At 55.9% G+C, this 24,818-nt stretch carries 23 protein-coding genes, 1 tRNA gene and 2 rRNA genes (1 of these 26 cut by a window edge); 14 read left to right on the forward strand and 12 right to left on the reverse strand.

What is annotated here, in order from left to right; translation table 11 throughout:
• The 3 genes from ACR3EL_RS03200 to ACR3EL_RS03210 form a co-directional block, all read left to right on the forward strand.
• Nucleotides 1-2,382 (forward strand): 23S ribosomal RNA (locus ACR3EL_RS03200); it begins 443 nt to the left of the window's first position.
• Between the two features lie 219 nt (nucleotides 2,383-2,601).
• Nucleotides 2,602-2,716 (forward strand): 5S ribosomal RNA (gene rrf / locus ACR3EL_RS03205).
• 86 nt (nucleotides 2,717-2,802) lie between these two features.
• Nucleotides 2,803-2,879 (forward strand) — tRNA-Met (locus tag ACR3EL_RS03210).
• 321 nt (nucleotides 2,880-3,200) lie between these two features.
• On the opposite strand, the gene ACR3EL_RS03215 is transcribed toward ACR3EL_RS03210, so the two are convergent.
• The 3 genes from ACR3EL_RS03215 to ACR3EL_RS03225 form a co-directional block, all read right to left on the reverse strand.
• Nucleotides 3,201-3,503 (reverse strand): recombinase family protein, encoded by a 303-nt coding sequence (locus tag ACR3EL_RS03215; protein ID WP_480722453.1) that lies wholly within the window; start codon nucleotides 3,501-3,503, stop codon nucleotides 3,201-3,203.
• Nucleotides 3,504-3,509: 6 nt separating this feature from the next.
• Nucleotides 3,510-4,034 carry a recombinase family protein gene (locus tag ACR3EL_RS03220; protein WP_170337398.1) on the reverse strand — a complete coding sequence of 175 codons (525 nt, stop codon included), beginning with the start codon at nucleotides 4,032-4,034 and terminating at the stop codon, nucleotides 3,510-3,512.
• A gap of 219 nt (nucleotides 4,035-4,253) precedes the next feature.
• Nucleotides 4,254-4,658, reverse strand: a complete 405-nt coding sequence (locus ACR3EL_RS03225; RefSeq protein WP_170337399.1) for a site-specific integrase — start codon at nucleotides 4,656-4,658, stop codon at nucleotides 4,254-4,256.
• A gap of 136 nt (nucleotides 4,659-4,794) precedes the next feature.
• Between ACR3EL_RS03225 and ACR3EL_RS03230 the strand changes: the two genes are divergently transcribed.
• Nucleotides 4,795-5,001: a cold-shock protein gene (locus ACR3EL_RS03230; protein WP_170337400.1), complete on the forward strand. Its 207-nt coding sequence runs from the start codon at nucleotides 4,795-4,797 to the stop codon at nucleotides 4,999-5,001.
• A 72-nt stretch (nucleotides 5,002-5,073) separates the two neighbouring features.
• Nucleotides 5,074-6,087: a fatty acid desaturase gene (locus ACR3EL_RS03235; protein ID WP_480720392.1), complete on the forward strand. Its 1,014-nt coding sequence runs from the start codon at nucleotides 5,074-5,076 to the stop codon at nucleotides 6,085-6,087.
• Here the strand turns inward: ACR3EL_RS03235 and ACR3EL_RS03240 are convergent.
• The 4 genes from ACR3EL_RS03240 to ACR3EL_RS03255 all read right to left on the reverse strand — a co-directional run bounded on the left by ACR3EL_RS03240 (nucleotide 6,079) and on the right by ACR3EL_RS03255 (nucleotide 9,962).
• Complete coding sequence (locus ACR3EL_RS03240) at nucleotides 6,079-6,327, reverse strand: ParB N-terminal domain-containing protein (protein ID WP_170337402.1); 249 nt, start codon at nucleotides 6,325-6,327, stop codon at nucleotides 6,079-6,081. The two genes, ACR3EL_RS03235 and ACR3EL_RS03240, sit on opposite strands and share 9 nt — an antisense overlap.
• Nucleotides 6,328-6,401: 74 nt before the next feature.
• Nucleotides 6,402-7,091: a hypothetical protein gene (locus ACR3EL_RS03245; protein ID WP_170337403.1), complete on the reverse strand. Its 690-nt coding sequence runs from the start codon at nucleotides 7,089-7,091 to the stop codon at nucleotides 6,402-6,404.
• A complete protein-coding gene (locus ACR3EL_RS03250) occupies nucleotides 7,091-7,228 on the reverse strand; it encodes a hypothetical protein (RefSeq protein ID WP_170337404.1) in 138 nt (45 codons plus the stop codon). Before ACR3EL_RS03250 ends, ACR3EL_RS03245 begins: the two co-directional genes overlap by 1 nt.
• Nucleotides 7,229-8,723: 1,495 nt before the next feature.
• Nucleotides 8,724-9,962 (reverse strand): tetratricopeptide repeat protein, encoded by a 1,239-nt coding sequence (locus tag ACR3EL_RS03255; RefSeq protein ID WP_170337405.1) that lies wholly within the window; start codon nucleotides 9,960-9,962, stop codon nucleotides 8,724-8,726.
• Nucleotides 9,963-10,198: 236 nt separating this feature from the next.
• Between ACR3EL_RS03255 and ACR3EL_RS03260 the strand changes: the two genes are divergently transcribed.
• From ACR3EL_RS03260 to ACR3EL_RS03270, 3 genes are all read left to right on the forward strand, one after another.
• Nucleotides 10,199-10,441, forward strand: a complete 243-nt coding sequence (locus ACR3EL_RS03260; RefSeq protein WP_170337406.1) for a hypothetical protein — start codon at nucleotides 10,199-10,201, stop codon at nucleotides 10,439-10,441.
• Between the two features lie 35 nt (nucleotides 10,442-10,476).
• Nucleotides 10,477-12,105: a sulfatase-like hydrolase/transferase gene (locus ACR3EL_RS03265; protein WP_254432914.1), complete on the forward strand. Its 1,629-nt coding sequence runs from the start codon at nucleotides 10,477-10,479 to the stop codon at nucleotides 12,103-12,105.
• Nucleotides 12,106-12,483: 378 nt separating this feature from the next.
• Nucleotides 12,484-12,678: a hypothetical protein gene (locus ACR3EL_RS03270; RefSeq protein ID WP_170337408.1), complete on the forward strand. Its 195-nt coding sequence runs from the start codon at nucleotides 12,484-12,486 to the stop codon at nucleotides 12,676-12,678.
• Nucleotides 12,679-14,284: 1,606 nt separating this feature from the next.
• Here the strand turns inward: ACR3EL_RS03270 and ACR3EL_RS03275 are convergent.
• From ACR3EL_RS03275 to ACR3EL_RS03295, 5 genes are all read right to left on the reverse strand, one after another.
• A complete protein-coding gene (locus ACR3EL_RS03275; protein ID WP_170337409.1) occupies nucleotides 14,285-15,517 on the reverse strand; it encodes a DUF3179 domain-containing (seleno)protein in 1,233 nt (410 codons plus the stop codon).
• Nucleotides 15,518-15,564: 47 nt separating this feature from the next.
• Entirely contained in the window at nucleotides 15,565-17,238 is a 1,674-nt protein-coding gene (locus ACR3EL_RS03280) for a sulfatase-like hydrolase/transferase (protein ID WP_170337410.1), read from the reverse strand.
• Between the two features lie 128 nt (nucleotides 17,239-17,366).
• Complete coding sequence (locus ACR3EL_RS03285) at nucleotides 17,367-18,347, reverse strand: CobW family GTP-binding protein (protein WP_480720398.1); 981 nt, start codon at nucleotides 18,345-18,347, stop codon at nucleotides 17,367-17,369.
• Nucleotides 18,348-18,351: 4 nt separating this feature from the next.
• Entirely contained in the window at nucleotides 18,352-19,824 is a 1,473-nt protein-coding gene (gntH, locus tag ACR3EL_RS03290; RefSeq protein ID WP_480720400.1) for a guanitoxin biosynthesis MBL fold metallo-hydrolase GntH, read from the reverse strand.
• A gap of 10 nt (nucleotides 19,825-19,834) precedes the next feature.
• On the reverse strand, nucleotides 19,835-20,068 hold the full coding sequence (locus tag ACR3EL_RS03295; protein WP_170337412.1) for a hypothetical protein: 234 nt from the start codon (nucleotides 20,066-20,068) through the stop codon (nucleotides 19,835-19,837).
• 99 nt (nucleotides 20,069-20,167) lie between these two features.
• On the opposite strand from ACR3EL_RS03295, the gene ACR3EL_RS03300 reads away from it, so the two are divergent.
• The 6 genes from ACR3EL_RS03300 (at nucleotide 20,168) to ACR3EL_RS03325 (ending at nucleotide 24,719) form a co-directional block, all read left to right on the forward strand.
• Nucleotides 20,168-21,502, forward strand: a complete 1,335-nt coding sequence (locus ACR3EL_RS03300) for a tetratricopeptide repeat protein (RefSeq protein ID WP_170337413.1) — start codon at nucleotides 20,168-20,170, stop codon at nucleotides 21,500-21,502.
• Between the two features lie 386 nt (nucleotides 21,503-21,888).
• Nucleotides 21,889-22,338, forward strand: coding sequence for a c-type cytochrome (locus ACR3EL_RS03305; protein ID WP_170337414.1), 450 nt, complete (start codon nucleotides 21,889-21,891; stop codon nucleotides 22,336-22,338).
• 24 nt (nucleotides 22,339-22,362) lie between these two features.
• Nucleotides 22,363-22,683 (forward strand): hypothetical protein, encoded by a 321-nt coding sequence (locus ACR3EL_RS03310; RefSeq protein ID WP_170337415.1) that lies wholly within the window; start codon nucleotides 22,363-22,365, stop codon nucleotides 22,681-22,683.
• 55 nt (nucleotides 22,684-22,738) lie between these two features.
• Nucleotides 22,739-23,311, forward strand: a complete 573-nt coding sequence (locus ACR3EL_RS03315) for a c-type cytochrome (RefSeq protein WP_170337416.1) — start codon at nucleotides 22,739-22,741, stop codon at nucleotides 23,309-23,311.
• Nucleotides 23,312-23,320: 9 nt separating this feature from the next.
• A complete protein-coding gene (locus tag ACR3EL_RS03320) occupies nucleotides 23,321-24,220 on the forward strand; it encodes a c-type cytochrome (protein ID WP_170337417.1) in 900 nt (299 codons plus the stop codon).
• Nucleotides 24,207-24,719: a c-type cytochrome gene (locus ACR3EL_RS03325; RefSeq protein ID WP_170339371.1), complete on the forward strand. Its 513-nt coding sequence runs from the start codon at nucleotides 24,207-24,209 to the stop codon at nucleotides 24,717-24,719. The genes ACR3EL_RS03320 and ACR3EL_RS03325 overlap by 14 nt, the downstream gene beginning before the upstream one ends.
• Nucleotides 24,720-24,818: the final 99 nt, after the last annotated feature.

Consider the following 24,818-nt stretch of genomic DNA (forward strand, 5'->3'; position numbering starts at 1 on the left):
AGGCTAAGTACTCCTTGCTGACCGATAGCGAACCAGTACCGTGAGGGAAAGGTGAAAAGCACCCCGACGAGGGGAGTGAAACAGTACCTGAAACCGAACGCCTACAATCAGTCGGAGGCTCCTAGCGAGCTGACGGCGTACCTTTTGTATAATGGGTCATCGACTTGGTCTCACGAGCAAGCTTAAGCCGTTAGGTGTAGGCGTAGCGAAAGCGAGTCTTAATAGGGCGTATGAGTTCGTGGGATCAGACCCGAAACCGAGTGATCTAGGCATGGCCAGGTTGAAGGTGCGGTAACACGCACTGGAGGACCGAACCCACATCCGTTGAAAAGGATCGGGATGAGCTGTGCCTAGGGGTGAAAGGCCAATCAAACTCGGAGATAGCTGGTTCTCTGCGAAATCTATTTAGGTAGAGCGTCATCCGAATACCCCGGGGGGTAGAGCACTGGATGGGTAATGGGGCCCCACAGGCTTACTGATCCTAACCAAACTCCGAATACCCGGGAGTACTAGATGGCAGACACACTGCGGATGCTAACGTCCGTAGTGGAGAGGGAAACAACCCTGACCTACAGCTAAGGCCCCCAATTCATGGCTAAGTGGGAAAGCAGGTGGGACGACCAAAACAACCAGGAGGTTGGCTTAGAAGCAGCCATCCTTTAAAGATAGCGTAACAGCTCACTGGTCTAAACAAGTTGTCCTGCGGCGAAGATGTAACGGGGCTCAAGCCATGAGCCGAAGCTTAGGATGCCGTAAGGCATGGTAGCAGAGCGTAGTGTGACATAAGACTTATCCTCTTTAGTGTCTTTCGGGGCACCTTGGAGGATCGAGTCTTTTCGATGAAGCCGGCCTGTGAGGGATCCGGTGGAGAGATCACTAGTGAGAATGATGACATGAGTAGCGACAAAGAGTGTGAGAGACACTCGCCGAAAGTCCAAGGGTTCCTGCTTAAAGCTAATCTGAGCAGGGTAAGCCGGCCCCTAAGCCGAGGCCGAAAGGCGTAGGCGATGGGAACTAGGTTAATATTCCTAGGCCAGGAGGATGTGACGGATCACAGGTGTAGTTCAATCTTATCGGATTGATTGGGCTGCTGAGTGGTTCCCGGAAATAGCCCTCCATCAGACCGTACCCTAAACCGACACAGGTGGACTGGTAGAGCATACCAAGGCGCTTGAGAGAACGATGTTGAAGGAACTCGGCAAAATACCTCCGTAAGTTCGCGAGAAGGAGGCCCGGTTCCTAGGCAACTAGGGGCTGGGGGCACAAACCAGGGTGGCGACTGTTTATTAAAAACACAGGGCTCTGCGAAGTCGCAAGACGACGTATAGGGTCTGACGCCTGCCCGGTGCCTGAAGGTTAAAAGGAGAGGTGAGAGCCTTGAATTGAAGCCCAGTAAACGGCGGCCGTAACTATAACGGTCCTAAGGTAGCGAAATTCCTTGTCGGGTAAGTTCCGACCTGCACGAATGGCGTAACGACTTCCCCGCTGTCTCCAACATCGACTCAGCGAAATTGAATTGCCTGTCAAGATGCAGGCTTCCCGCGGTTAGACGGAAAGACCCCGTGCACCTTTACTACAGCTTCGCACTGGCATCAGGACTGCAATGTGCAGGATAGGTGGTAGGCTTCGAAGCAGGGACGCCAGTTCCTGTGGAGCCTCCCTTGAGATACCACCCTTTGCATTCTTGATGTCTAACCGCGGTCCGTTATCCGGATCCGGGACCCTGCGTGGCGGGTAGTTTGACTGGGGCGGTCGCCTCCTAAAGCGTAACGGAGGCGCGCGAAGGTTGGCTCAGAGCGGTCGGAAATCGCTCGTTGAGTGCAATGGCAGAAGCCAGCCTGACTGCGAGACTGACAAGTCGAGCAGAGTCGAAAGACGGCCATAGTGATCCGGTGGTCCCGAGTGGAAGGGCCATCGCTCAACGGATAAAAGGTACGCCGGGGATAACAGGCTGATACTGCCCAAGAGTCCATATCGACGGCAGTGTTTGGCACCTCGATGTCGGCTCATCTCATCCTGGGGCTGGAGCAGGTCCCAAGGGTACGGCTGTTCGCCGTTTAAAGAGGTACGTGAGCTGGGTTTAGAACGTCGTGAGACAGTTCGGTCCCTATCTGCCGTGGGTGTAGGAGACTTGAGAGGAGTTGCCCCTAGTACGAGAGGACCGGGGTGAACGATCCACTGGTGGACCTGTTGTTGCGCCAGCAGCAGTGCAGGGTAGCTATGATCGGACAGGATAACCGCTGAAGGCATCTAAGCGGGAAGCCCCCCTCAAAACAAGGTCTCCCTGAGGGCCGTGGAAGACCACCACGTCAATAGGCCGGAGATGTAAGCGCAGCAATGCGTTCAGTTGACCGGTACTAATCGCCCGATAGGCTTGATTTGATCCAGTAACAGAAAGACAAATCACCAAAAGCATACACTGACCTTGAGTTGGACAATTACGTCGCTTTTGCTACGCAAATAGCGACGGTGTTGATTGATGTGAAACCCCGCAAGGGGTGACACAACAACCGTGGGCAACGCGCATTCGCTTCGCGAATACGCTGCCTGCCGCGCGCCGCCTTTTTGCAAAGCAAAAAGAGCGACGGGGATTTTCCTCGGTTTGGTGGTCATAGCGCAAGTGAAACACCCGGTCCCATCCCGAACCCGGAAGTTAAGCACTGCAGCGCCAATGGTACTTGGGCTCAAGCCCCGGGAGAGTAGGTCACCGCCAAACCTAGAAAAATCCCCCCTCTCAAAAACGATGAAAAAACACGACCAGGTCTCAAACAGCCAAATAGGCAACAGACCAAACCAAAGTGTCGCGGGATGGAGCAGCCCGGTAGCTCGTCAGGCTCATAACCTGAAGGTCGCAGGTTCAAATCCTGCTCCCGCAACCAAACTCAAAAAATCAAACTACAGCCCGAAAACCCAAACGGCCAACGGGAAGTAAGTAAGATATGCGCGTAGTCACTGCGCGAAAAGTGCAGCGCGCCGCCGAAGAAATCTTAGAATTTTTCGAAACCCTCGTCAGCTCCGCGGCTCTTGGCACACCCGTCACGGTAACCAAAATATCGGTGTCTGCCCTCGGAACGGGACAGTCCGATCACAAGCCGATGGGTGAAAGTAGACCCTGATGATCTGTCGCTATCGGCAGCCGATCCGCCGGATAGGCCGATTGCGGCGCTGCGCGTTTCTTCGTGTCGCCCCTTCACAACGTTCTACAGGTCATCGGACATGATCCGTAGATCGGGCACCTCTTCTATTACCCAGTCTTCGGGCGGGTTCAGTTGCGCCTGTCGTTTGCCGGTGTTTGGGTCTTTGACGAAACGCTGCCGGTTCCAAACCAACCGCCCGATATAGAGTTCGTTGTTCAAGATGCCGGTGCCACGCTGGTAGTTGCCGTAGATCGTCGATGATCCCCATGTGCCAAGGGGGCCGTGAATGCCCTCATTGTTCAGTTGAGCAGCGATGTTGCGTGGGCTTTGCCCATGGCTGTAGTCCTGAAACATACGTTGAACGATCTGGGCTTAGCTTTCATTGATCCGCCGTTCCCCTGTGGTGATAGACCCGTCTGCGTCCATATCTAGCGCAATGTCGTAACGGTATGTGATACCACCGGTTGATTTACCTTTACGCACACGTCCTTCAAGGTCGCGATGGGTCTTTTGAGCCAGGTCTTTCAGGATCAGGCTGCTCATAGTGCCTTTGAGACCGATATGCAGTTCAGAAATTTCTCCCTCTGCCACGGTTACAATCGGGATGCCCTGAAACCGCATCTGCTTGAAAAAGGCCGCGATATGTTCCTGATCTAGGCTTAAGCGGTCGAGACCTTCGGCTACGACGACTTCGAAATTATCAAGCCGGGCGTCTTCCAAAAGCCGTTGATAGCCAGAGCGAAGATGAGATGCTCCGCTCAGTCCTCGGTCGGAAAAGGTCTGGGCCTCCTGCCAACCATTGCTATTGATCAAGCGCAGGCACAGCCGATGCTGGTCCTCAATGGAGGCGTCACTTTGAAGATCGGTGGAGTAGCCGGCGTGGATAGCGGCGCGCATGGGTCGGGCCTTTCGGCCTTAGGAGCTGGTTGGTCCAACCCGTTATAGGCATGGATTGGGCCGTGTTTTGTACTTTCATTGCAACCCGTTGCAATGAAAGATGCTTCGGTCATAGGTATTTGGCCGAACCGACGAGCGGCTTTAGGGTGCGATAACTTGCCGTTTGCGACCCAAGGTCTTCATCTTTGCCTGCAGGAGAGATTGGTAGTCGTCACAGGCTTACAGTCCGATGGAGCGATTGTAATGCTTCTGAGACATGTCCAGCGTGGCATGTCCGAGGATATCCCGGATGATGTTGACATTTTCCGGGTCTGTCTCTGCGAGGCTGGTCGCCGCAATGTGCCGAGAATTGTGTGTGCGCAACTTAACGCCCAGCAAGCGTTTTGCCGCTTTCGGCAGCTCACGAGACAGGCCATTGGCGGTAATCGGGTCTCCATATTGGCTGATCCACAGCGCATTGGATGTCTTGGGTCCAACCAGGATCGGACGATAGATCCCCAGATAAGACACCATCGGTTGCACCAGTAATTTGGGTAGAGGAAACCAGCGCTCTTTTTTGTCTTTGGTGTCCTCAGCCGAAAGATGAACTTCAAAAGCATCAGGGCTTGTATCGTGCGTACCCAAAGTCCATATACACACGGCTTACGTTTTTCTTTTTCGACCTGCTGTCTCCTCAATTCGGCGTTCAGTCTCTCGATTCAGACCGACCACGCCGAGTCGCCGCAATGATGCGGGCGACAAGCATTAGGAGACTTCCACCATGGCAAATGGCACAGTAAAATGGTTCAACTCAACCAAAGGTTTTGGCTTTATCGAGCCTGACGATGGGAAGCGCGACGTGTTCGTGCATATTTCCGCACTTGAGCGTTCCGGCATTAGCGAATTGAAGGACGGCCAGAAGGTTACCTTCGACGTCGAAGCTGGCCGTGACGGACGCGACAGCGCTTCCAACCTGGCACTCGCATAGCCTGCTACGGGCATCCTTCTGGGGTGCCCGGTTGCTCAGAGGGTTCCCAAGAGCCGTTGGAGAACAAGTCAGTTGCAACAGCAGGAATTGACCCGGGCCCTCGTTCAATACCGCGTACCCGATACGAAGCGTAGTGTTTTTGAACTGACTATTACTGTTATCCCTTTTTTCGCGCTATGGGGCGCAGCGTGGTTTGCGCTTTCCCTTGGTGTCTGGGTCGCTATTCCACTGGCAATCCTTAACGCTGCATTTCTGGTGCGTCTCTTCATCATCATGCATGATTGTGGTCACGGATCATTTTTTAAAAACCGTACCGTTTGCAATTGGACAGGCCGGGTCTTGGGTGTTCTCGTCCTCACACCTTATGACGTCTGGCGGCAAAGCCACGCGATTCACCACGCCTCAACCGGCAACCTCGATCGGCGCGGGATGGGCGATATCCCTACGTTAACTGTAGAGGAATATCTGAAGCGAAAGTGGGTCGGGCGTGCCGCTTACAGGTTAATCCGGAACCCCTTCTTCCTGTTCTGTATCGTGCCTGTCTACACGTTCTTTCTGCAAAATCGCTTACCCTTTGGTTTCATGCGGTCAGGCTGGCTGTATTGGGCAAGCGCAATGGGAACAAACGCCGCGATTGCGGTGGTCCTGGCCCTGATTTTTTGGACCGGAGGCCTGGATGTGCTGGTTTATGTATTCCTGCCGACCATGATCGTCGCCGCCTCGATTGGTATTTGGCTTTTCTATATTCAACACCAGTTTGAACACACGACATGGGAACGGGAAGAAGAGTGGAACCTTCAGGACGCCGCATTCTATGGAAGTTCTCATTATGCCTTACCAGGCATCCTGCTTTGGTTCTCTGCAAATATTGGCGTACACCATGTTCACCACCTTGCCAGCCGCATACCGTTTTATCGGCTAAACGAAGTTTTGCGGGACCATTCCAAGTTGGAAAATTGCCAACGTATTACTCTATATGAGAGCCTTCACTGTGCACGATTGCATCTTTGGGACGAAAAAAGCCAGCGCCTGCTGACATTTTCCGAGGCTTTGTCGAACGCCAATTCCAATAGGCATTTAGTGTAGCCTGGCGCGTACCAGATAGGCTTCGACTGTATCACCGCCCAAGGCACGAATGGCCTCTAACCGGTGAAGGCCTTCAATCAGCACGAATCTCTTGTTGTCCGAGCGTATCTGGATCGGGGTTTGCTGGCCGTTTTTCAAAATATCTTCGGCCAGCGTCAGAACTTTTTGTTGATCAAGCGTTTTTGCCCGTTTCACAGGTACATAAATCAGGTCGAGCGGATATGGTCGTTTCTCCAACATAAGCTACGTGACCAACCTTTCGTACATTTGTTCCGATTTAGAGCTCACTTCAAAAGCGGGGGCTGGAACGTGCGTCATAGAACTGAACGAACAGCGTCGCGCAGTTCCTGATGCATAATCCAAGTTGCGGGCTCGTCGTCACTTTCGATGTAAGAAAATGCCAGAACCTGTGCGGCTCCATCATTCTGTGCCGATCCGGCTTCGGGAAGATCCAGCTCCAGATATTCCGCAATCAATAGCCCGATTTTCTTGAAGACCTTGATAGAGGCTTCGCGCGATTTGTAACCGGCCGCCTGAGACAAGTTACCAATGGTCAGACCGTCCTTGCCTGCGATTGTAAGTGCTTTCAGCAACCTGACCTGCGCAGGGGTGAGCCTGATCTGGCGCAATGCCTCGGCATATTCTCTTTCACTGGGAACGAGGGTTCCGGAGTTTCCCTCCAAACGGCGTTGACCGCTACGCTTCCTGTCTCGTGCTTCGAGAATTTCTTTCAAGGCTTCTATAGCCAATGCTGGTGTTTCTCCAACTGCATCGGCAATCATTGTCTGCGTTTTGGCCGGCGGTTTGGGAAATGCCCGTGCAACACTATCGCCGCTCAGAACGCCGGCCTTGATCAAGTACTTTCCAAACTCTTCCTCAATCACTCCTGATACGTCAGCGTTCCGCGACTTACGAACACTGCGGTCCTGAAATGCTCGTTGTTCCAGACCTCGAGCTGACATCTTTGAACCGGAAAGGGTAATTTGAGGGGTATTTTTGCGCATCAGAGAAACACCACTACAACTATCGCTGCGACAAACACCGCCGATGCAATAGATATCTTTATCCCATTGGACCGGCGGCGCGCCTTTTCAGCCTTGATGCTCTTGCCCAGGTTTTCATCAATCGAGTCATTGTTCACGGCTTTGTCCTTCCTGATTTCTCATGCGGCATAGGTTTCCACCAACGCATTGTTATGGCACATTTTCCGTGCACGTATCGTTCTGTCTTGTGAATGGACGATTACATTCCCAACCGTCACCTCTTCGGTTCAAATGAGCGTTGGAAGGAACTTGAATCTTATCGCACCTGTTCCGGTTTGCGCGAAAACCACGTTCGCATTTCCATCCGGAAAAAGTCTCAGGGGCGAGATATGCATCCTGTGGAATTGCCACTGGTTCACAGCTGCTCTCCGCCGCCCTGTAACCTCTGAGGCACACCCATCCATCCGAGCTTCTTTTGTCGCTCAGACGACCGTTTTTTGGGACATCTATTTCAACACAATCCTGGCTCTCTTTACGAAATCCCCAGTTGCAGTGTATTTCCTGCACGCCAAACCGAGTTTCGACGTACCCATTTTGGGGCGAAATCACTTCTTCACACTCTTCTCCGGCACGCTGGAACAGCCGATTGCACGCCCACTGATCTCCGGTTGATGCCAGGTAGGCATTTTCAGGAACTCTTATTTTCTCACAGAGTTCTCCGACATTCTGAAAACCGTGATTGCATTCCCACCCGCGGCCATAGGAGCTACCCGTTAAATATGCGTTTTGGGGTACGTCTGGACTTTGGCAGGATCCGTTTCTGTTTTCGAAACCTTCGTCACAAACCGTTGCACTGGCATTGCCTGCGACTTGGGCAGCAAGCTGCGTTCCTGAGAGCGACACCAAAAGTGTCGAGATCAAACAAAGTATGCAGCGCGTAAACCCAATGAGTGACTGATCCAAACGGAGCCAGAGACCTGATCTATCGGGCATCAAACACGCAATTCATGTGCCAAGTGCTGTTCATGCGGCGCCTTCTTTCCTTGGTCACGCGATGACAGGTGCATGTCCTGTGACAGTTGCAAATGCTTGCGAGGAACGAGCTCATAGCGAAGACCCCAGCGAAACCCGTTCCTATGCTGGGGCACATGCTACAGTTAGTCTGAAGGCCATTGGTTTATCGTAACCGGCAGCATCGCGGCGACGAGATACTTTCACCAATACACTTTTGTGGTTCGTGGCAGCGATAGAGTCAAGGAACTTTCCTTCGTCGCCGTGGCAGCACCGTTAGGGCAGGTAGTAATTGAAACTGCAGGTGACCAAGTTGCCAAACAAGCCTCCGAAAGAAATTAACTGGCAGCGGTCTGACGTTGTAGAGATTTCGGACTGGACCAACAGCGAATACCAACTTTGTCTCGCGTCGCCCTTATCGGGCCTGAGCGCCGCGAAAGTGCTGTACGTGATCAAGGTTTCCAGGTGTCTATAGATGATTGGCCAGACGTCATCAGGAGCAGTGCAGCGACAAAAGTGCCGCATGCTGCGCGATGCTCAAATTACAGCAATGCACATGAAGCGGGCATGGTGCAGTCGCTGAGCATTCGGTCTCAATGACATTGTGAGAAACACTATTGGCCGAAGTTTGAATTCAAACTCCTAACTTGGTGGTTTCCAATTGGCTTGTCTCATGGCGTAACTGAGGTCTTTGCCGTATTTCGAATCTACAAATAGCTCCTCAAAGAGCGCATCCACGCGACTGTCAGGCCACTCGCGTGACAGTTGCTCAGATAGAGTTTGAGCTTCTGCCTTATTCCCCAACATCTGATGTGACGCCATAAGGTAAGCAACGGTTACTGGTCCCACAGGGCCGCCTTTTTCAGCTACGCTTTCAAAGGCTGACACAGCGCCTTCGTAGTCCTTCATATGGAACTTTGCTGACCCCATCGCGTTCTGAAAAACATAACCCCGCTCTAGCTCGATTTTTGAGAGTGCGTCCTCGCTAATTTCTACGACTTGTTCAAACGAACCGGAATAGAGCAGGACCAGCGACACGAACTCCAAAACATGTACATCGTGTGGTGCCAAACGCCGTGCTCTTTGCGCAAATTCTATGGCTTCAAGCCAGTTTCCCTTGGCAAATTTGACCCAAGCCATTGCGGCTTGGCTCCACCCCGCTTCCGGAGCCAATTCGATGGCCCTGTTGGCCTGAGTGTCCGCGTAGTTCAACATGTCCTGAGCTAGGTCGACGTCGGATGTCAGCACTGCAATTGTGGCGGCGACTTGTGCAGCGCCTGCATGGCCGCCGAAATAGCTGTCGTCGTTTTCAATTGCTCCCTGGAATATGGTTAAGGCCGCGTCAAGACGCGCAGGTTCCAAGGCCGGAAAGATCAGGTCCCGACCAGTATGGGCCAGATTTACAGCCTGAAGACGCATTGGGGATGCATCAAAAATGGCGCTGCGCTCATCACGGCTCAGCCCATCGACCGATAAGTCAGTTGGAACATCCTGCTTTGTCGAGCTCACCAAAAAAGCAATCGCACAACAGCCTAGAATTGTGATCCCGACAATCCTAACAGCTGGCCGTGCCAATGCACGAGCACTGGCGTCCAGCTCGGAGAAGTGGGGGTGAGCCGTTTCGGAGCCGCTTCTCAAAATCCGAGGTGCGTAACCACCCTTTGGCAGTTCAAACACCGTTTTTTCCCCGTGCCCATCTGCAGCGTAATATTCGGCAAGCTTGCGTCGCAGGCGCCCAGCGTCCACTCGCACCACATTTTCACGGCGAGCCATCTCGGACATTGATCCGCCATAGACATCCATTGCAATCGTCTTGGCGCGAATTTTATCGGCCCTTCCATTGAGAGACTCCTCGACCACATACGCAAGAAAGTCCTGCAAGCGCTGCGAGCCCGTGAAAGTCGAAGACCTGATAAGCCGCTGAAGTGCCGCCCGAACATCTTTTGCAGCAGGTGACCCGCTCTCATTCAGTGGAGAAGATGTGTCTTTGGTTAAACCCATATTTTCAGTAAGTTACGCATCTGATTACACCGTATTATGCCCCGATATACCTATTGTTAAAAGTGAATTCGTCCAACACTCCCCTAAACCAGTTGATCCATTGAACGAGCTCCGAAATGAAAGGCATCGCCCTTGATAACCTGTTTCCCAACCATCGGGCCGCGATTGCGGACCTAAGGCGGGCGGACACCGTTTTCGATGAAATCTGCCGAGACTATCAGCTTCTAAGTGACGAGTACCTCTCCGTGAACACTGAGCCGAGAAGTCGGTCGTACACGATTGCCCGCGACATCCGCGAGTCTTTGGATGGTCTTCGGGATGAAATTGCTGAATCGCTGCGGCGTGCAGGGAAGATATAATTCAAATAGGGGAAGGGAAACCGATGAGATCAATATTGAAACATGCCACAGCCATGGTGCTGATTTCTGGCGCGGGTTTTGCCCAAGAAGCGCCTATCATACACGACGGCGAGTTCGAGTTTCTCCGCGCGCAGTTTGGCGAGCAATGGGATGCTCAGGATGCGGAGGTAGAAGTTAAGCTTGCCGAGATCCGTGGCGCGAATGGAGGACAACCACCCAACATTCTCTACATTCTGATTGACGATGTGAGTTTCGGTCAAATGGGCAACCGGACGATGAACTATGTCACCGGTTTCGATACGCCCAACATCAATGACTTTGCCACAGAAGGCATGTCTTTGATGCGAATGTACACGGAGCCATCCTGCACACCGACTCGAACGGCGATGTTGACCGGTCGACATCCGGTGCGCGCGGGCGTGGAAGAGGTCAAGGTCGCCCTGGTCGGCGAAGGTCTTGCGTCCGAGGAAGTCACCATCGCCGAAATCCTCAAGGAAGTAGGGTACAACACCGCGCACGTCGGGAAATGGCACCAAGGCGATATTGAACAGGCCTATCCGCACAATCAGGGCTTCGACTGGGCGGCTTTTCCCTTGCATCAGCAGGTTCAGCTGAGCTTGATGACACGTGATGCGATGGTCGCCAACAATATGCTTGGTTACCATTGGTCAGGGCAGTCCAACCAATTTCAATTGGACGAGCGGTTCAAACCCTATGGCCTTGTGACCGGCGTAGAAGGTGAAGCGGGTGGTCTGGCTCGCGAAGTCGAAATGGAGCCCGGCGAAGAATGGACCCAAGCGAAATACGAGGAAATGAACTTGCGCTATCAGCTTCAAGCATTGGAGCAGCTGGAGCGGCTGGCTTCGCAGGACGCGCCATTCTTTATGCAATACTGGCCACTCTATCCGCTGAACTTTGCTTATCCTGAGCAGGCCGTATCTCGCAACGGCGGCTTCCATGCGGACAAATTGCAGGTTCTAGACGGTTGGATCGGCGAGGTTTTGGCCAAGCTGGATGAAACCGGCAAGGCAGACAATACCGTCGTCATGATCATGGCCGACAATGGTTTGATGTACCACTACGAAGGTACATCCGGCCTGAACCAGCTGATATATCGCGGCGGAAAGACACAGCACCTTGAAGGCGGAGTGCGAACCGATGCCTTTATCCGCTGGCCCGGCGCCATTGAGGCGGGCAGCGCGGCAGGTGACATCGTGCACGTATCTGACCTGTTCACCACCTTCGCCCGTATAGCAGGTGCGACTGACCGTATTCCACGGGACCGTGTGATTGATGGCATCGACCAGACGGCATTGTTGCTTGAGGGAGAAGGCAATTCGCGCCGTGACTACGTCTACGTGTACGAAGGGCCTGTTCTGCGCTCAGTTGTGAAGCAAGAGTTCAAGATGCATTTGCCGGCCCCCGGCCAGCCCGGCGCTGCGGCCCCCGTTTTCAATGTCTATCGAGACCCACGTGAAGAACATCCGCTTGTCGGGTACTCACTATGGTCCGGTGCATCTTTCCAAGACATGGTGAAGCGCCATCAGAAAACTATAGCAAAGCACCCGCATCTGCCACTGGGAAAGGGCGTTCCGTATGAGGGGATCGAGAACCTTCGTCCTGAAAGCGAACTGACCCGAGAAGTCTTCTCCAGTTGGCAATGATGAATGTAGACGGCGGCGCAAACCCGTCGCCGTCTAACCAGACCATTCAATTTCTCTCAGGCATATGATGCCACGCATCTTCCTGTGTTTTGTTCCCCTGATCTCTGCGCTGCTCGTGGTGGGCTATGCAGCCGAAGCTGAGGAAACGCGTCAATTCCATTGGCTGTGGTGAACAACACCGACATTCGATATCAGTATTTTGATTTGGGAGGGGGTACAGACCTTCAGGATGCCTTTGTCGATGGTGCATACATGCTGCGCCCTGATCTAAAACTAAAATACGAGCTCCACTAAAATTCAACGAATGCGACTGGCGAAAGGTTCAACGGGTTCGAAAAGACCAGCTTCAAGCTGATCTACTTTCCCTCACAGAAACCCTTGTCTGACACCTGGAGCAAAAAATCCGCACTTGGTTTGGAGTGGATCCTCGATTTTGTTGACCCCGACGAAGGCATCGGCATCGGTACGGATCAGATCGCCCCATTTGGTGGGTTCGCTTTTGCAAACACGAATACTGGGCTGACTCTGATCCCTCTGGTCCAGCACTTTGCTTCGCATAACGCTTCTACTTGATATCAGCCAAATTGCGCTGCGCCTGATTGCGCTTCAGCCATTTGGTGACGGGTATTGGGCAAAAGCAGATATCAAAGCGCCATACGATTGGGAAAATGACGCGTGGCCCGCGACCGCCGAGTTCCAGATCGGTAAAAACCTCAACCCTGGAACTGCTCTCTACACCGATGTGTTGGTCGGTATTGATGCTAACAGACCCTACGACCAAGGTGCCGGGATAGGTCTCAGGTCCAACTACTAAGCACCGCCAATATGCAAGGAAGCTTTGATGCTCCACCTCAGATGAATTAGCGCCCTCGTAGTTCTGACCGGCGTATTTTCTATGCCCGGGCTTTCCCGCGCTCAGACTCTACCTGCGCCAGGTCAAAACGAAACAGGCTGTCGGCATGGAGCCTCATTCTATCTGTTCACACCCCTGCGAATCACGGGTAAGTCAACCGTGGCTGGACAATCCGCGGATTTGGATCTGGACCTTGGTGACGTTCTGGATGTGCTCGATTTCGCGGCAGCTGGCCAGTACGAGGCATGGAACGGGGGTTTTGGGATAATCGTAGATGCGAATTAAGTGGTGATCGAACAGTATACCACTTTGCCTGGCCCCCTGGGAGCCGGGGTTAACGTTGACGTTCGTCAAAGATGGTTTGGTGAACTGTGGCCTTACTGTATTTCAGATGGCGAATACGGCAGCAGCGGCCAGAGATGTACAATCGATCTCCAGGGCGGCCTGAGGTACAATTCCATCCGTTAGGAAATCGACATAGCGACCCCAGGTCTGGGAAACCCACCAACATTGGACGGAGATCAGGGTTGGATAGAACCAGTCGTCGGCATACGCGGAATGTGGCGGCTAAACCAGAAATGGACTGGGATTGCGTCTGTGGAACTTGGCGGTTTTGGTGCCGGTGGAAATGATCTCCAGATTGGCACAAGTATTGGCTTTGACTATCAGCCCTGGGAGAAAACCTCACTGACATTCGGGTATCGTTACTTTAGCGTCGACTATAGCGACACACTGAGTTCCGGTGAATTTGCCTATGACGTCGATCAGCATGGTCCATACATTGGTATCAAGTACTTTTTCTAGCGAGCGGGCGTAAGGTGAATTTCATAAGAAACGAACTGGGCCGGAAACTCGCGCTGCGTCAGCTCAGTCGCTAGTCTGATCGCGGCCGGGCCACATGTGCTTAATCGCGTTGAAGGTCGATCAACACCGGCATCAACTGCAACTGCAAAGCGCGGTTACCTCCGGCATTTGGTTAGCAAAAAACTCGGTTCATATTGTCTCCCTTGGGTTGCGAACATTCCTTGATTGTTCAGCCTTCGATGACGGCTTTGTCCGCACAACGTAATTCTAAGAGTGGCAACACTGACGTCCGCTTGGCGAATAAACCTGACATCTCAATTGCGTTCGGAAACGGTGGTTGCGCCCTCCCGCAACCAAACTCAAAAAATCAAACTAGCGCCCAAAAAACCAAGCTGTGGGCAAAGGTCGGCCCTATTCCGATAAGGCAATGCCTTGGGGCGCCAAGCAGAAGCGCTTTGGGAGTGTTTCAGCGAAAGTGGTCCACTGTAACGACGCACCTTCACGCCCGATGAGCCAATCCGCCTAACTTACGTTCGCGCTACCGTCGATGCGATTGACATCTGTGTTGGGAAAGAACTCTGCCCAGACGTGCCAGAACAAACCGGCACGCAAGGTTTCAACCCGCGTGAGTTGCCCCTGATCGCTATTTCCCCAAAAGTCACAACGCTTTACTGGTTTGCCGCTGTCGTTGTACCAGACCCCGAGGCTTTCGAAATGTGGGTCTATTTGAACCACAAGATCACGCCCTCCGACTTGTGTGTTCACCAGCCAGTTCTGGTCAACCACGAAGTCGTCGGTCCAACACACGGCATCCGACCCGATGGTCACGCCCCAAACAGGTGTCTTGTTGGGCAGGCGCGTGTCAGGCGCGCGCTCCATGTTGTCCATGACGGGGTCAGCCTCCTGATGCTGCCTGGCGATCCCCCATCCGAAAACGATCTCCAGCACCATGTCCAGCAGTCTCAGGAACGGGTTGCTCGACGGCTTGTTCAGAAAGACCTCACCGTCCGGGTAGGCTTTCTTGAAGCCACGGAATGTCATGCGGAACGTTGGCCATGGCTCCATTTGAGCTTCCGGACGCAATGGGCAGGCGGGCCCGTCCGACGCGGTGTCCCGATCCGCTTCTCGGAACCCATAGATGTGTTGGATTGGCTCCCCGGAGTCGTTGTCCCGCAGGATCAAGTTGTTGCCATGTTGCGCTAGAACTTGAAGGTTAAGCCGTTTTCCTTCGATGGATGGCCTGTAACCCTGACCAAGATTGGCCATTGCGCAATAGGTCATGACCACGTCTTCGCCCCCAAGCCCCTTGGCGTCGCCGGCCAGATGCGGCCGCATGATCTGGGCGTCAGGATGTGCCCGGGCGAGATCGCCGTTTGTTATCACGATCACGGGCGCGGTCGGTCCGACGAACCGTTCGGCTTCGGCAATGCTGTAATACCGGGCTGTGTTGAGCTGGTTTCTCAACCCTAAATGGACCCACACATAGGGAAAGCCATACAGAACCAATGCCAGAGCCGCGCCCAACCACCAGATCGCGCCGATGCCGGCACCGAACGCAAAGTGGGCTATGGTCGCAACCGCAAAAGCCGCAAGGCCAAGCCCGATCAACCGATATTCGTTGCGAATGAAGCGGATCATGTTTTCTCGCTTTACCTTCAGCAACATCTGGGAAACGTCACCGAGGTCGCGGAAATAGACAAAGCCAATCCCGAGCGAGATAGCGAGGCCAGTATAGAAGATCAGATTGGCAAGCATGGAGGTGCCTCTTGAACGTGGCGGGCCGAGGTGAGGTCGGACTGCAGTTAGCGTTCGACCGCAGTCTGTTTGGTCAGAAAGGCTTCGACCGCGGCAACGGTTTCTGGGCGCAGGTTTTCGATGCCTTCATACGGCACGCCGCGCGCAGGTTCGGTATCAGGATACAGCTTTTTTCGGGCAAGATGCCGTCCCAGAATGCGCTGGAATTCCTGGCCGCCCCACGCGCCAACTTCGGTCGAAACCGGGTACTTTTCATGCGTATCCCGATAAATATCGAAGAAATTCGCCAGAATTGCACTTTCTCCGGCACCCGGAAGGTTCAGTTTCAACTGATCCTTCACGATCGCCTTCGGGGATGCCACCGAATAGATGATCACATGATCGCGACGCGTTTTCGACTCGTCGCCGAACAGGATTGACGCGGATTGGTCCACCCCATCCACAAGCCTGTCCCGTGGGATGAACGCGTCGGCACCAGCCAGGCGGGACAGGGTCGTATACAGATCCGACACATGGATGATGTTGTTCACGATCGAGTCCGCCTCGATCATTCCGGGCCAACGGATAAAGGCATCCACACGTACGCCGCCTTCTGTCGTATCTCCCTTGCCGCCACGGAAAATCATCGGCGTGAAACCTGACTGTGGGGAATATTTCGTGAAGTGCCCGTTGTCGCCCATCAGCACCACAATGGTGTTTTCGGCTACGCCAAGCGTCTCCATCTCGTCAAACAGCACGCCCAGATATTCGTCCAGCAGTTGCAACTTGTCCGCATAAAGGCCGCCATTCACGCTTTCAGGGCCGTCGCGTCCGGCGCGCGTGTTGTCGAGCGGGATCATCGGCCAGTATTGCAGAAAGAAGGGGGTGTCACCGCCTGCCAGCCGCTGCAGTTCAGACAGCGCCTTGAGCTGGAACTGTTCGTTCATCTCATCGTATTTTTCTGCGTCCCAACGCTCGCCGGGCTGCATGCGGATTTCGCGGATTGGACCGCCAGCCTCACCTTCGATGACGGTGGCCATGGCGGCAGGATCCGGGCGGAACCAATCGTCTACGATATAGTCCTCTTCAAAGTCCTGGATGCCGACCGAGACCTGCTCGCGGATCGCATCATCGTTGAAGATTGTCAGTTGACCCTGTTGATGGATGGCATGCTGCGCATAGTCGAAACCCTGATTCATCGCCCAGCTTTCGGCGATATCACCCATATGCCATTTGCCGACATGACTGGTGGCATAGCCGGCCTCTTTCAGAACCTCTGCCAGTGTGACCTCATCTCCGGGAAGGCCAAAGCCGGCAATGTCGACCGTAGTGTCGCCCATACCCATGCGCACCGGCAGCCGCCCGGTCATCTGGGCCACGCGCGTCGGCGTGCAGGACGGCTCGGTATACATTCGAACCATGCGCATGGCTTCGTCCGAGAACGCATTGATGTTGGGGGTTTCAATTCCGCGTACCGCATTCAGTTCGGGAATGCCCATGTCGCCGAAACCCAGATCGTCGATCAGAATGGACACGATGTTGGGATGGTTGCCAGCATTGCCTTCCCGAAACTCGACCAGTAACGCATCGACGGCAGCGTTGTCTTCAATCCACTGCTCGCCATTCTGCGCTTCCAGAATATAGTACTGTGCGTCATGGATGATCGGCGTGTCCTGCGCAAAAAGCGGGGAAGACAACAGGATCGAGATGGCCGGCGCCAAACAAAAAAGTCTTGTGAACATAAAGGGTTCCCCGCTGTAGGAAGGTTGCGATTGCGACAAGTCTAATTATTTCGGCCTCTAAATCAAATTCAGGGGCGGTGGCACGAGGGCCGGTCGCCCCGTTTGGGGGCAAACCACCGGCGTGATCGCTAGGCTGTTTCGAACAGGGCGTCGGTGAGCAGGTGTTCCGAAAGCGCACCGGGCGCGCCGATCGCCACAAGCCGCGTCTCGGGTTTTCGATCACCCCATGCGCCATCCCGTGAAATGTCCATGCGCTTTCCGACGACCTGCACAAGAATGCGATGATCCGGGTCCTCCTCGCTGAAAACAAATCCTTTGAGGCGATAGACGTCGCCCGGTAGCTTTCGAATTGCGCCTCTCAGCGATGACAGGCTGATGGGTTGCTCGGCCTTCATCATCGTGGTTGAGAATCCGTCAGAATGGTCAGCGTGTTGGCACCCGCAGTCAGGCCCATGCTCATGATGCTCCGGCACTTCTGTCTCAAGCTGTTCGGCAGCAAACCGGCCGACCGACAGCAATATGTCCAGCGGGACATCCGCATTGACCGCTTCGACCAGGCGATACCTGCGGAAACGCGAGCCGAGCCAGTCGTGCACTTTCTGAACTGTTTCTCTGCTGACCAGGTCCACCTTGTTCAAGATGACCATGTCGGAAAACGCGATTTGCCTGAGTTTCAACTCCATCTGCTCTGGTGCGGCGAACAGCTGCTCGGCGTCGACAAGGCACATGAGGCTGTCGAGGCGGATCATGTCCCGGAACTTCTGGTCCGTGAACGTCATCGCAATTGAAGACGGATCAGATACGCCACTGGCCTCGAGGACGATGTATTCCGGTTTTTCCGGCCGGGCGAGAACGGCCTCGACCGTTTCGATCAGGTCATCCCGGATCGAGCAGCACACACACCCATTCGCCAGGCTCATCACATCATCTTCCATGCCAACCACAAGATCAGCATCCACATTGATCGAGCCGAAATCGTTGACCAGAACTGCAACCCGCAGACCATGATTGCCGGTCAGGATGCGGTTCAGAAGGGTAGTTTTCCCCGCCCCGAGAAAGCCGGTCAGAATTGTGACCGGAATTGCCGAAGTCGAACCAAACTCGATCATAGTGTCACTCCGTCTTCTTCTTGCGGTTTGGAATGACGTCGTCGGTTTTGATCACGAAGTCGCTGGGCCATTCGGGATTGGGCGCACGGAACACGTCGGAGGGGTAGTATTCCTTGGGGTCGATCTCCATGTCGCGGTACTTTTGGTCCTGCTGTTCGGCGCGCGATGACCGCGGGGCAGGTGGCTTGATTTCATCGGGCAAGGTGATCTTGCCTTCGGCTTCCATCTTGCCCAATTCACGGAACGGTGCGACCGAGCCTGACTTGCCGGGCAGTGTCGCCTTCCGATACCAGATCGCATCTTTTGTGACGTTGACCACGGCCACGTCCAGACCCCAGGCGAACAGCCCATCATAATGGGCCCGGATACCCGCCAGCATCTCGGCATCAATGTCCTCGTCCTGCGTGTAATGGGTCACCATCGCAAGCCGGGGGCGTGCCTCAGCCATCATCTTGCCAACCGCATAATGCGAGGTGTGATGGGTATCGATCGTGTAGTTGAACAGCTCCTGCGGCAGGCCGTATTTGTAGGTCATCAACTGGCCGATATCCTGACCGGACATTTCGGTGACGAACACATCAACGCCTTTGCCGTATTCAAGGCTCAATTCATCCGGTCGGCCGTCCCCGGTCCAAACGAAGCTCAGGCCGTTCCAATCCAGGCGATACCCGACGGCGCCGTCCTTGGCATGGCTGCGTGGCCAAGAGCGCACGGTGACGCCATCTTCGTCATAGACGATGCCGCCTTCCTGACGGAAATCGAACTCGTTGACCTCGATTTCGTAACCGTCTCCAATCGGGAATACGTCGAAGGCCTCTAAATGCCATTTCAGCATTTGCTTCATGCCGTCCACCATGCCCGCCGTCCCAAGCTCGGGGGTCCGACCGGACGGGCCGTGGATCCGCAGCGGCGTGTAGCCTCCCGACCAAGCTCTGAACGGATAGATATAGGGGATGTCGGCGTAGTGATCGACATGCAGATGCGTGATGAAGATATCGTTGATCAATTGCGCAGGCACCTGCATCCCGATGATGTTGCGCACACAGCCCGACCCGAAATCGAAGAAGAACCGTTTTCCATTGCCCAGCTCGACCATCACACAGGTGCCTGCCTGATCCTCACGCGGAGGAAACGGCGTTGACCCGCAGAAGGAGATGCGCATCTCGTCGGGCCCCAATTCCTCGGAAAGCGGGAAATAGTTTGCGTTCGACCCGGTCATGTATTTCGTCGGCCGGAAGTACTCTGGCAGAGTGATGCCGCCGGCAGGCCGGCCGCCATAGGGGTTCTTCAGGCTTTCACCCAGAGGGCCGTCCCCCTCATGCGCCTGTGCTGCGCCGGAGCCGTAGCTGACAGCCCCCGTTGCCACCGCACCTGCCGCCAGCCCCTGCATGACATGCCGGCGCGAAGGGCTTTCGATCTCATCCGCTGGCTGGTTTTGCTCGTTTTCGTGATCGTTGCTTTGGTCTTTGTCGGTCATTGCGATACCCTCAGTCGGATGCGTTTCTAAGATTGCGCTTCGCCAGACGACGAAGCTCGTTCACAAGTTCAGATTTGATGTGGGCCCATTCCTCGCGCTCGGACGCGGTGATCGACGTATCCTTAAGCTTTGCGCAGACTTTGCCGAAGTCCTCGATGGCCTCGCTCAGAAATGCGTCCGGTTTGAACTGGCTGGAAAGCGCAGTCGAAAGCTCGGGTAGCTCGTCTTTGAGGTCGTCCGTCACTGGATAAAGCCCGATTCCCACTATCTATTCTCGCATCAAGATGCGTGCGGTTGACCGGGGCGGCCAAGTGAGTCACCGTGAGTTGGGGGTGAGTTTGCAGTGAACCAAGCCAATGATTTATCGATAGATCAAGATGTTGGGCTGCCATCACCTGACCTGGTTCGGCAGGCGCTGCGTGACGTTGTTGCCAGCGCCGAGTTCCAAACGTCGCCCCGGCTTCAGCAGTTCCTCACCTATGTCGTCGAGGAAACCCTCGCCGGTCGCGGTTCCCAGATCCGCGGCAAGGCCATTGCCGTCGAAGTGTACGGTCGCAGCATTGATGGCAGCGGCGGTCGAAATCTGGTTCGGGTAGAGGCCAGGCGACTACGGCGTTTGCTGCGTGAGTTTTACGAAGACCATTGGGACGGTCAGGGCGTTCGGATCTTCGTCGATCCAGGCGGATACAAACCGCGGTTTTCACACCAAGCTTCCCTGGATGATCCCAAGTCGGACTTGGCAAGCCACGGCCCGTCCGGCGGACCCAGCCACCTGCGTGGACTTCTGTTGGTCGGGCTGTGCGTTGTGGCCATGATCGTCATGCTGGGCATGTGGCTGAGACCCGGCAACGACGAGGCCGGGCAACCCACCAACACCACCCGGCAGGCCGAACGGGCTGCGCTTGGTCAGCAATCGCTTGCCAGATTGCAGGCGGCCAACCTGGCGGATCAGGCGCGGGGGATGTTCTTTCCGGTCTTCGATGTCAAACGCCAGCAGATCGCCCTGGGAATGTTCCAGCATTCCACCGAGCTCGACCCGGCCTTGCCCGATGGCTATGCGGGAATGGCTCAGGTCTTGGCCACACTGGCTCTGCTGTCTCAAGACGAGGACACACGAGAGGATCTGTTGCGGCAAGCATCCCAGATGTCAGGAACGGCGCTTGAGTTGTCCCCGTCGGGTGCTTGGGCCAACGCCTCGAACGGTTGGCGATTGGCGGTGTCGGGCGACGCGGATGAGGCTTTGAAATATGCGCGCCTGTCTGCTGAACTAGCGCCTGAAGATGGCCATGTTCTGGACCTTGTCGGGATTGCCGCCCTGATTGCGAACGAGCCTGAACTTGCGGCCGAGGTCAGTAATCCGACGCGGGTCAGATCCGGATCCGGCCGATTTGGGGCGAGAAATATCTGGGGGGTATCCCAGCTTGTGCTCGGGAACTACGAAAACGTTGTCGAAGCCTTTCAGGGCGCACCGGCTGCTGGAGCGCCCGTAAGCGGGCCATCACTTTTATTCCAGGCCGTCGCTCATGATCGGCTGGGCAATTTTGACGAAGCACAAAGACTTGTTGACGAGTTGGACACCACGTGGCCGGATTTTCCGTCCGAATTTCTGGTGCAAAGGATTTTTCCGGGTGATGCCGATATGTGGAAGAAGATACTCGAATCTCTGGCGAAGTACTGACAAGCCCGTCGCAGCCGGCGCCATTCAGAAGTCTTCAAGTTTCAACTGACGGCGTCATGAACGGTCCGGGAGATTTGCGCTGTGCATCCCGGATCCGGCTTACACTTCGACCACAGCGATGGGGGATTCGGCCGTTTCTCACGATTGGAATCCTCGGGCGGCTTAGCTCGGCGATGACCTTTCGGTACGGTGCTGCAGTCCTTCGTCGGCTTTGGGGGAATTTGCAGCAAACTTCTCTTGACCTTCCAGCGCGGGAATGGGGCAGACAGTCCCCCCGAAACTGTGCGCAAGGCGGCAAAACCGGCAGGTCAAGCAGGTTTGATCAGTGTCAGACCGTTTCGGTGTCGCCTGCGCCAAGCCAAAAAACAACCGAGTGAAACGAGCCGATGAACAAACTGACGCTATTGGTAGGCGGCGTTCTGATCGCAGGCGCTGCCGTATTTGTCTACAACTACAACCAGCAGCCTGCGGGCCATTCGATGGTGGTGCCCGACACGTCGTCGCTGTCGCAAGGGGAACCAATCGCGCAGGTCCGGGTGCCAGCGACGTTGAGTGCGCAGGCGCAGATGGGCAAGGTTGCCTTTGACGTCAAATGCGCTGTCTGCCATGGGGCGAATGCCACGGGGTTGGAAGGCCTGGCGCCGCCGCTGGTGCATAAGATCTACGAGCCCAGCCACCACGGGGACGAGGCCTTTCAGCGGGCGGTTCAATATGGTGTTCAGGCCCACCACTGGCGCTTTGGCGACATGCCGCCGGTCGCTGGCTTGACCCGTGCAGACGTGCAGGGCATCGTTGCCTATGTCAGGGAACTGCAGCGCGAGAACGGGATAAACTGAACCTTGCACAGCTGGGCGGACAGGATGATCGGACGGTGGATTCTGGCCTTGGGCCTGGTTCTGGCCGGTATTCTGGTGTTCTCGGAACCCGCCTTTGCGCATGGGGGCGATGGGGGCACACATGCCGTCGTCGATCTGGGAGCACCCGACCCCGACCACGTCGAACAGGGCCACCCGGGCCATTGCCACGGCGGGGCCTTCTGCAACGGCGTCGCAATGACCGTGGCCGCGCCAGTCCTTTCCGCGCTGGTATCAAGGATCAGCCGTCGTGCCATCCCGCCGGGCCGGTACCGGATGCTGCCGGTGGCCCTGTTCGATCCGCCCCCGCCACGCGCCGTGTCCTGAGTCATGAAAGGCCCCTTTCGGTGGGCGAGTTGAAGCAGACATACAGGACAAGACGATGACCCTTTTCAAGCTGACGACGGGCGCCGTGCTGGCGTCGATGATTGCCGTGACCGCCCTGGCGCATGGTGGCGCCACCGGGATCGTGAAGGAACGGATGGACGGCATGTCCGCCATGAAGGACGCCATGAAGACCCTGACGCCGATGATGCAGGGCAAGACGCCCTATGACGCCGCCACCGTCCGGCGCGCAGCCGAGGCGATCGGCCGCCATGCCGGCGACAGCATGACCCGGCTGTTCCCCGAAGGCAGCAACGGCATGCCCTCCGAGGCCAAACCCGCGATCTGGCAGGACTGGGACGCTTTCGCCGAACTGGCCGAACAGCTGCAGACCAATGCCGAGGGGCTGGCTTTGGCGGCCGACAACGGGCTGATGATGGCCGGTGCCGGGCAGGGGTCCGGCATGATGAGCGGATCGGGCATGATGGGTGGCGCCTCGATGATGGGGGGCGGGGCCATGATGGGCGGAACCCCCAAGCGCGAGGAGCTGTCCGAGATGCCCGCCGATGACGTGTTCATGATGCTGGGCCAGACCTGCTCGGCCTGTCACACGCGGTTTCGGTCGGAATAGGGTGCCACGATGAAACGCATCTATCGTCTGGGCCTTGCCTCTGCCGTTCTGGCAGCGGCGGGGCTGGCCGCCGTGATCGCGTGGCCGATCGGCCTGACGCCGCAACTGCCCGACCTGACAAGCGAGGTTGACCGCGGGGCCTACCTAGCGCGGGCGGGCGGCTGCATCGCCTGCCACACCAACTTCGCCGAGGGCGGCGCGCCTCTGGCCGGCGGCGTCAAGCTCGAGACGCCCTTTGGCACGCTGTATTCCCCGAACCTGACCACCGACCCGGACCACGGCATTGGCGGCTGGACGATCGAGGAATTTGCCAAGGCTGTGCGTCAAGGCGTGGCGCCGGACGGGCAGCCTTATTACCCGGCCTTCCCGTACCCGTTCTACGCCGATTTCACCGATCAGGACATCGCCGACCTGTGGGCGGCTTTCCAGACCGTGCCGCCGGTGGCCACGCCGTCCCGCGTGCAGGAGATGGCCTTTCCCTTCAACCAGCGCTGGGGGCTGAAACTGTGGCGCGCGGCGTTCCTTGAGCCGCCGCACACCGATCCGGTCCCCGGCAAAGGTGATGTGTGGAACCGCGGCCGGCTGCTGGTCGAAGGCGTCACCCACTGTGCCGCCTGCCACACCGGGCGCAATCTGCTGGGCGCCCGCAAGTCGGATACCGAGCACTTCAAGGGCAGTGATGCACTGCCGGGCGGCGACAAGGCGCCGGCCATCGACTCTGAAACCCTGCAGATGCGGGGCTGGACCGTCGACAGCCTGGCCTATGCCCTGCGCACCGGCATCATGCCCGACGGTGACGTATTCGGCGGCGCAATGGGCGAGGTCGTGACCTACGGCACCAGCTTCCTGACGGACGAAGACCGCCGCGCCATGTCAACTTATCTGCTCGATGACCATGACGGAGGGTGAAAAGGTGGAGGTGCTGCGCGGAACGATCTCGCCAATGATGAAATGGGGTACACCGGTGGCCGTTGTGATCATCGTCTTGGCCAGCGCTCAATGGTGGATGTCGAAAGGGGTGCCTGACGGAGCATCCGGCGATCCGCTACGTGGGGCGGCGCTTTATGCCGAGAACTGTGCATCGTGTCACGGGGCCAACCTGGAGGGTCAGCCCGATTGGCAAACGCCTGATGCGGACGGCGTCCTTCCAGCCCCGCCGCATGATCGAACCGGGCACACCTGGCATCATGGCGATGGCCTATTGTTCGACTATACCAAGTTGGGCGGCGAGGAGATGCTCAAGCGAATGGGAGTCTCGGGGGTCAAAAGCGGAATGCCGGGATTTGCCGACAGCCTGTCCGATCAGGATATCTGGGACATTCTCGCGTTCATCAAGAACAGCTGGCCCGAAGGCGAACGCGCGATTCAACGCCAACGCACCGAGGCGGAACATCAGGCAGGCAACTGACTATTGGCCGGGGTGGGCGCGTCAATTCTGTGTCTGCCCAAGTCGGTGGGGCGAGATCACTGCTCGCCTCCGCACGGCTGGGTCCCGTGCCGGCCCACC

Source organism: Ruegeria sp. BJ3 (assembly GCF_056535665.1).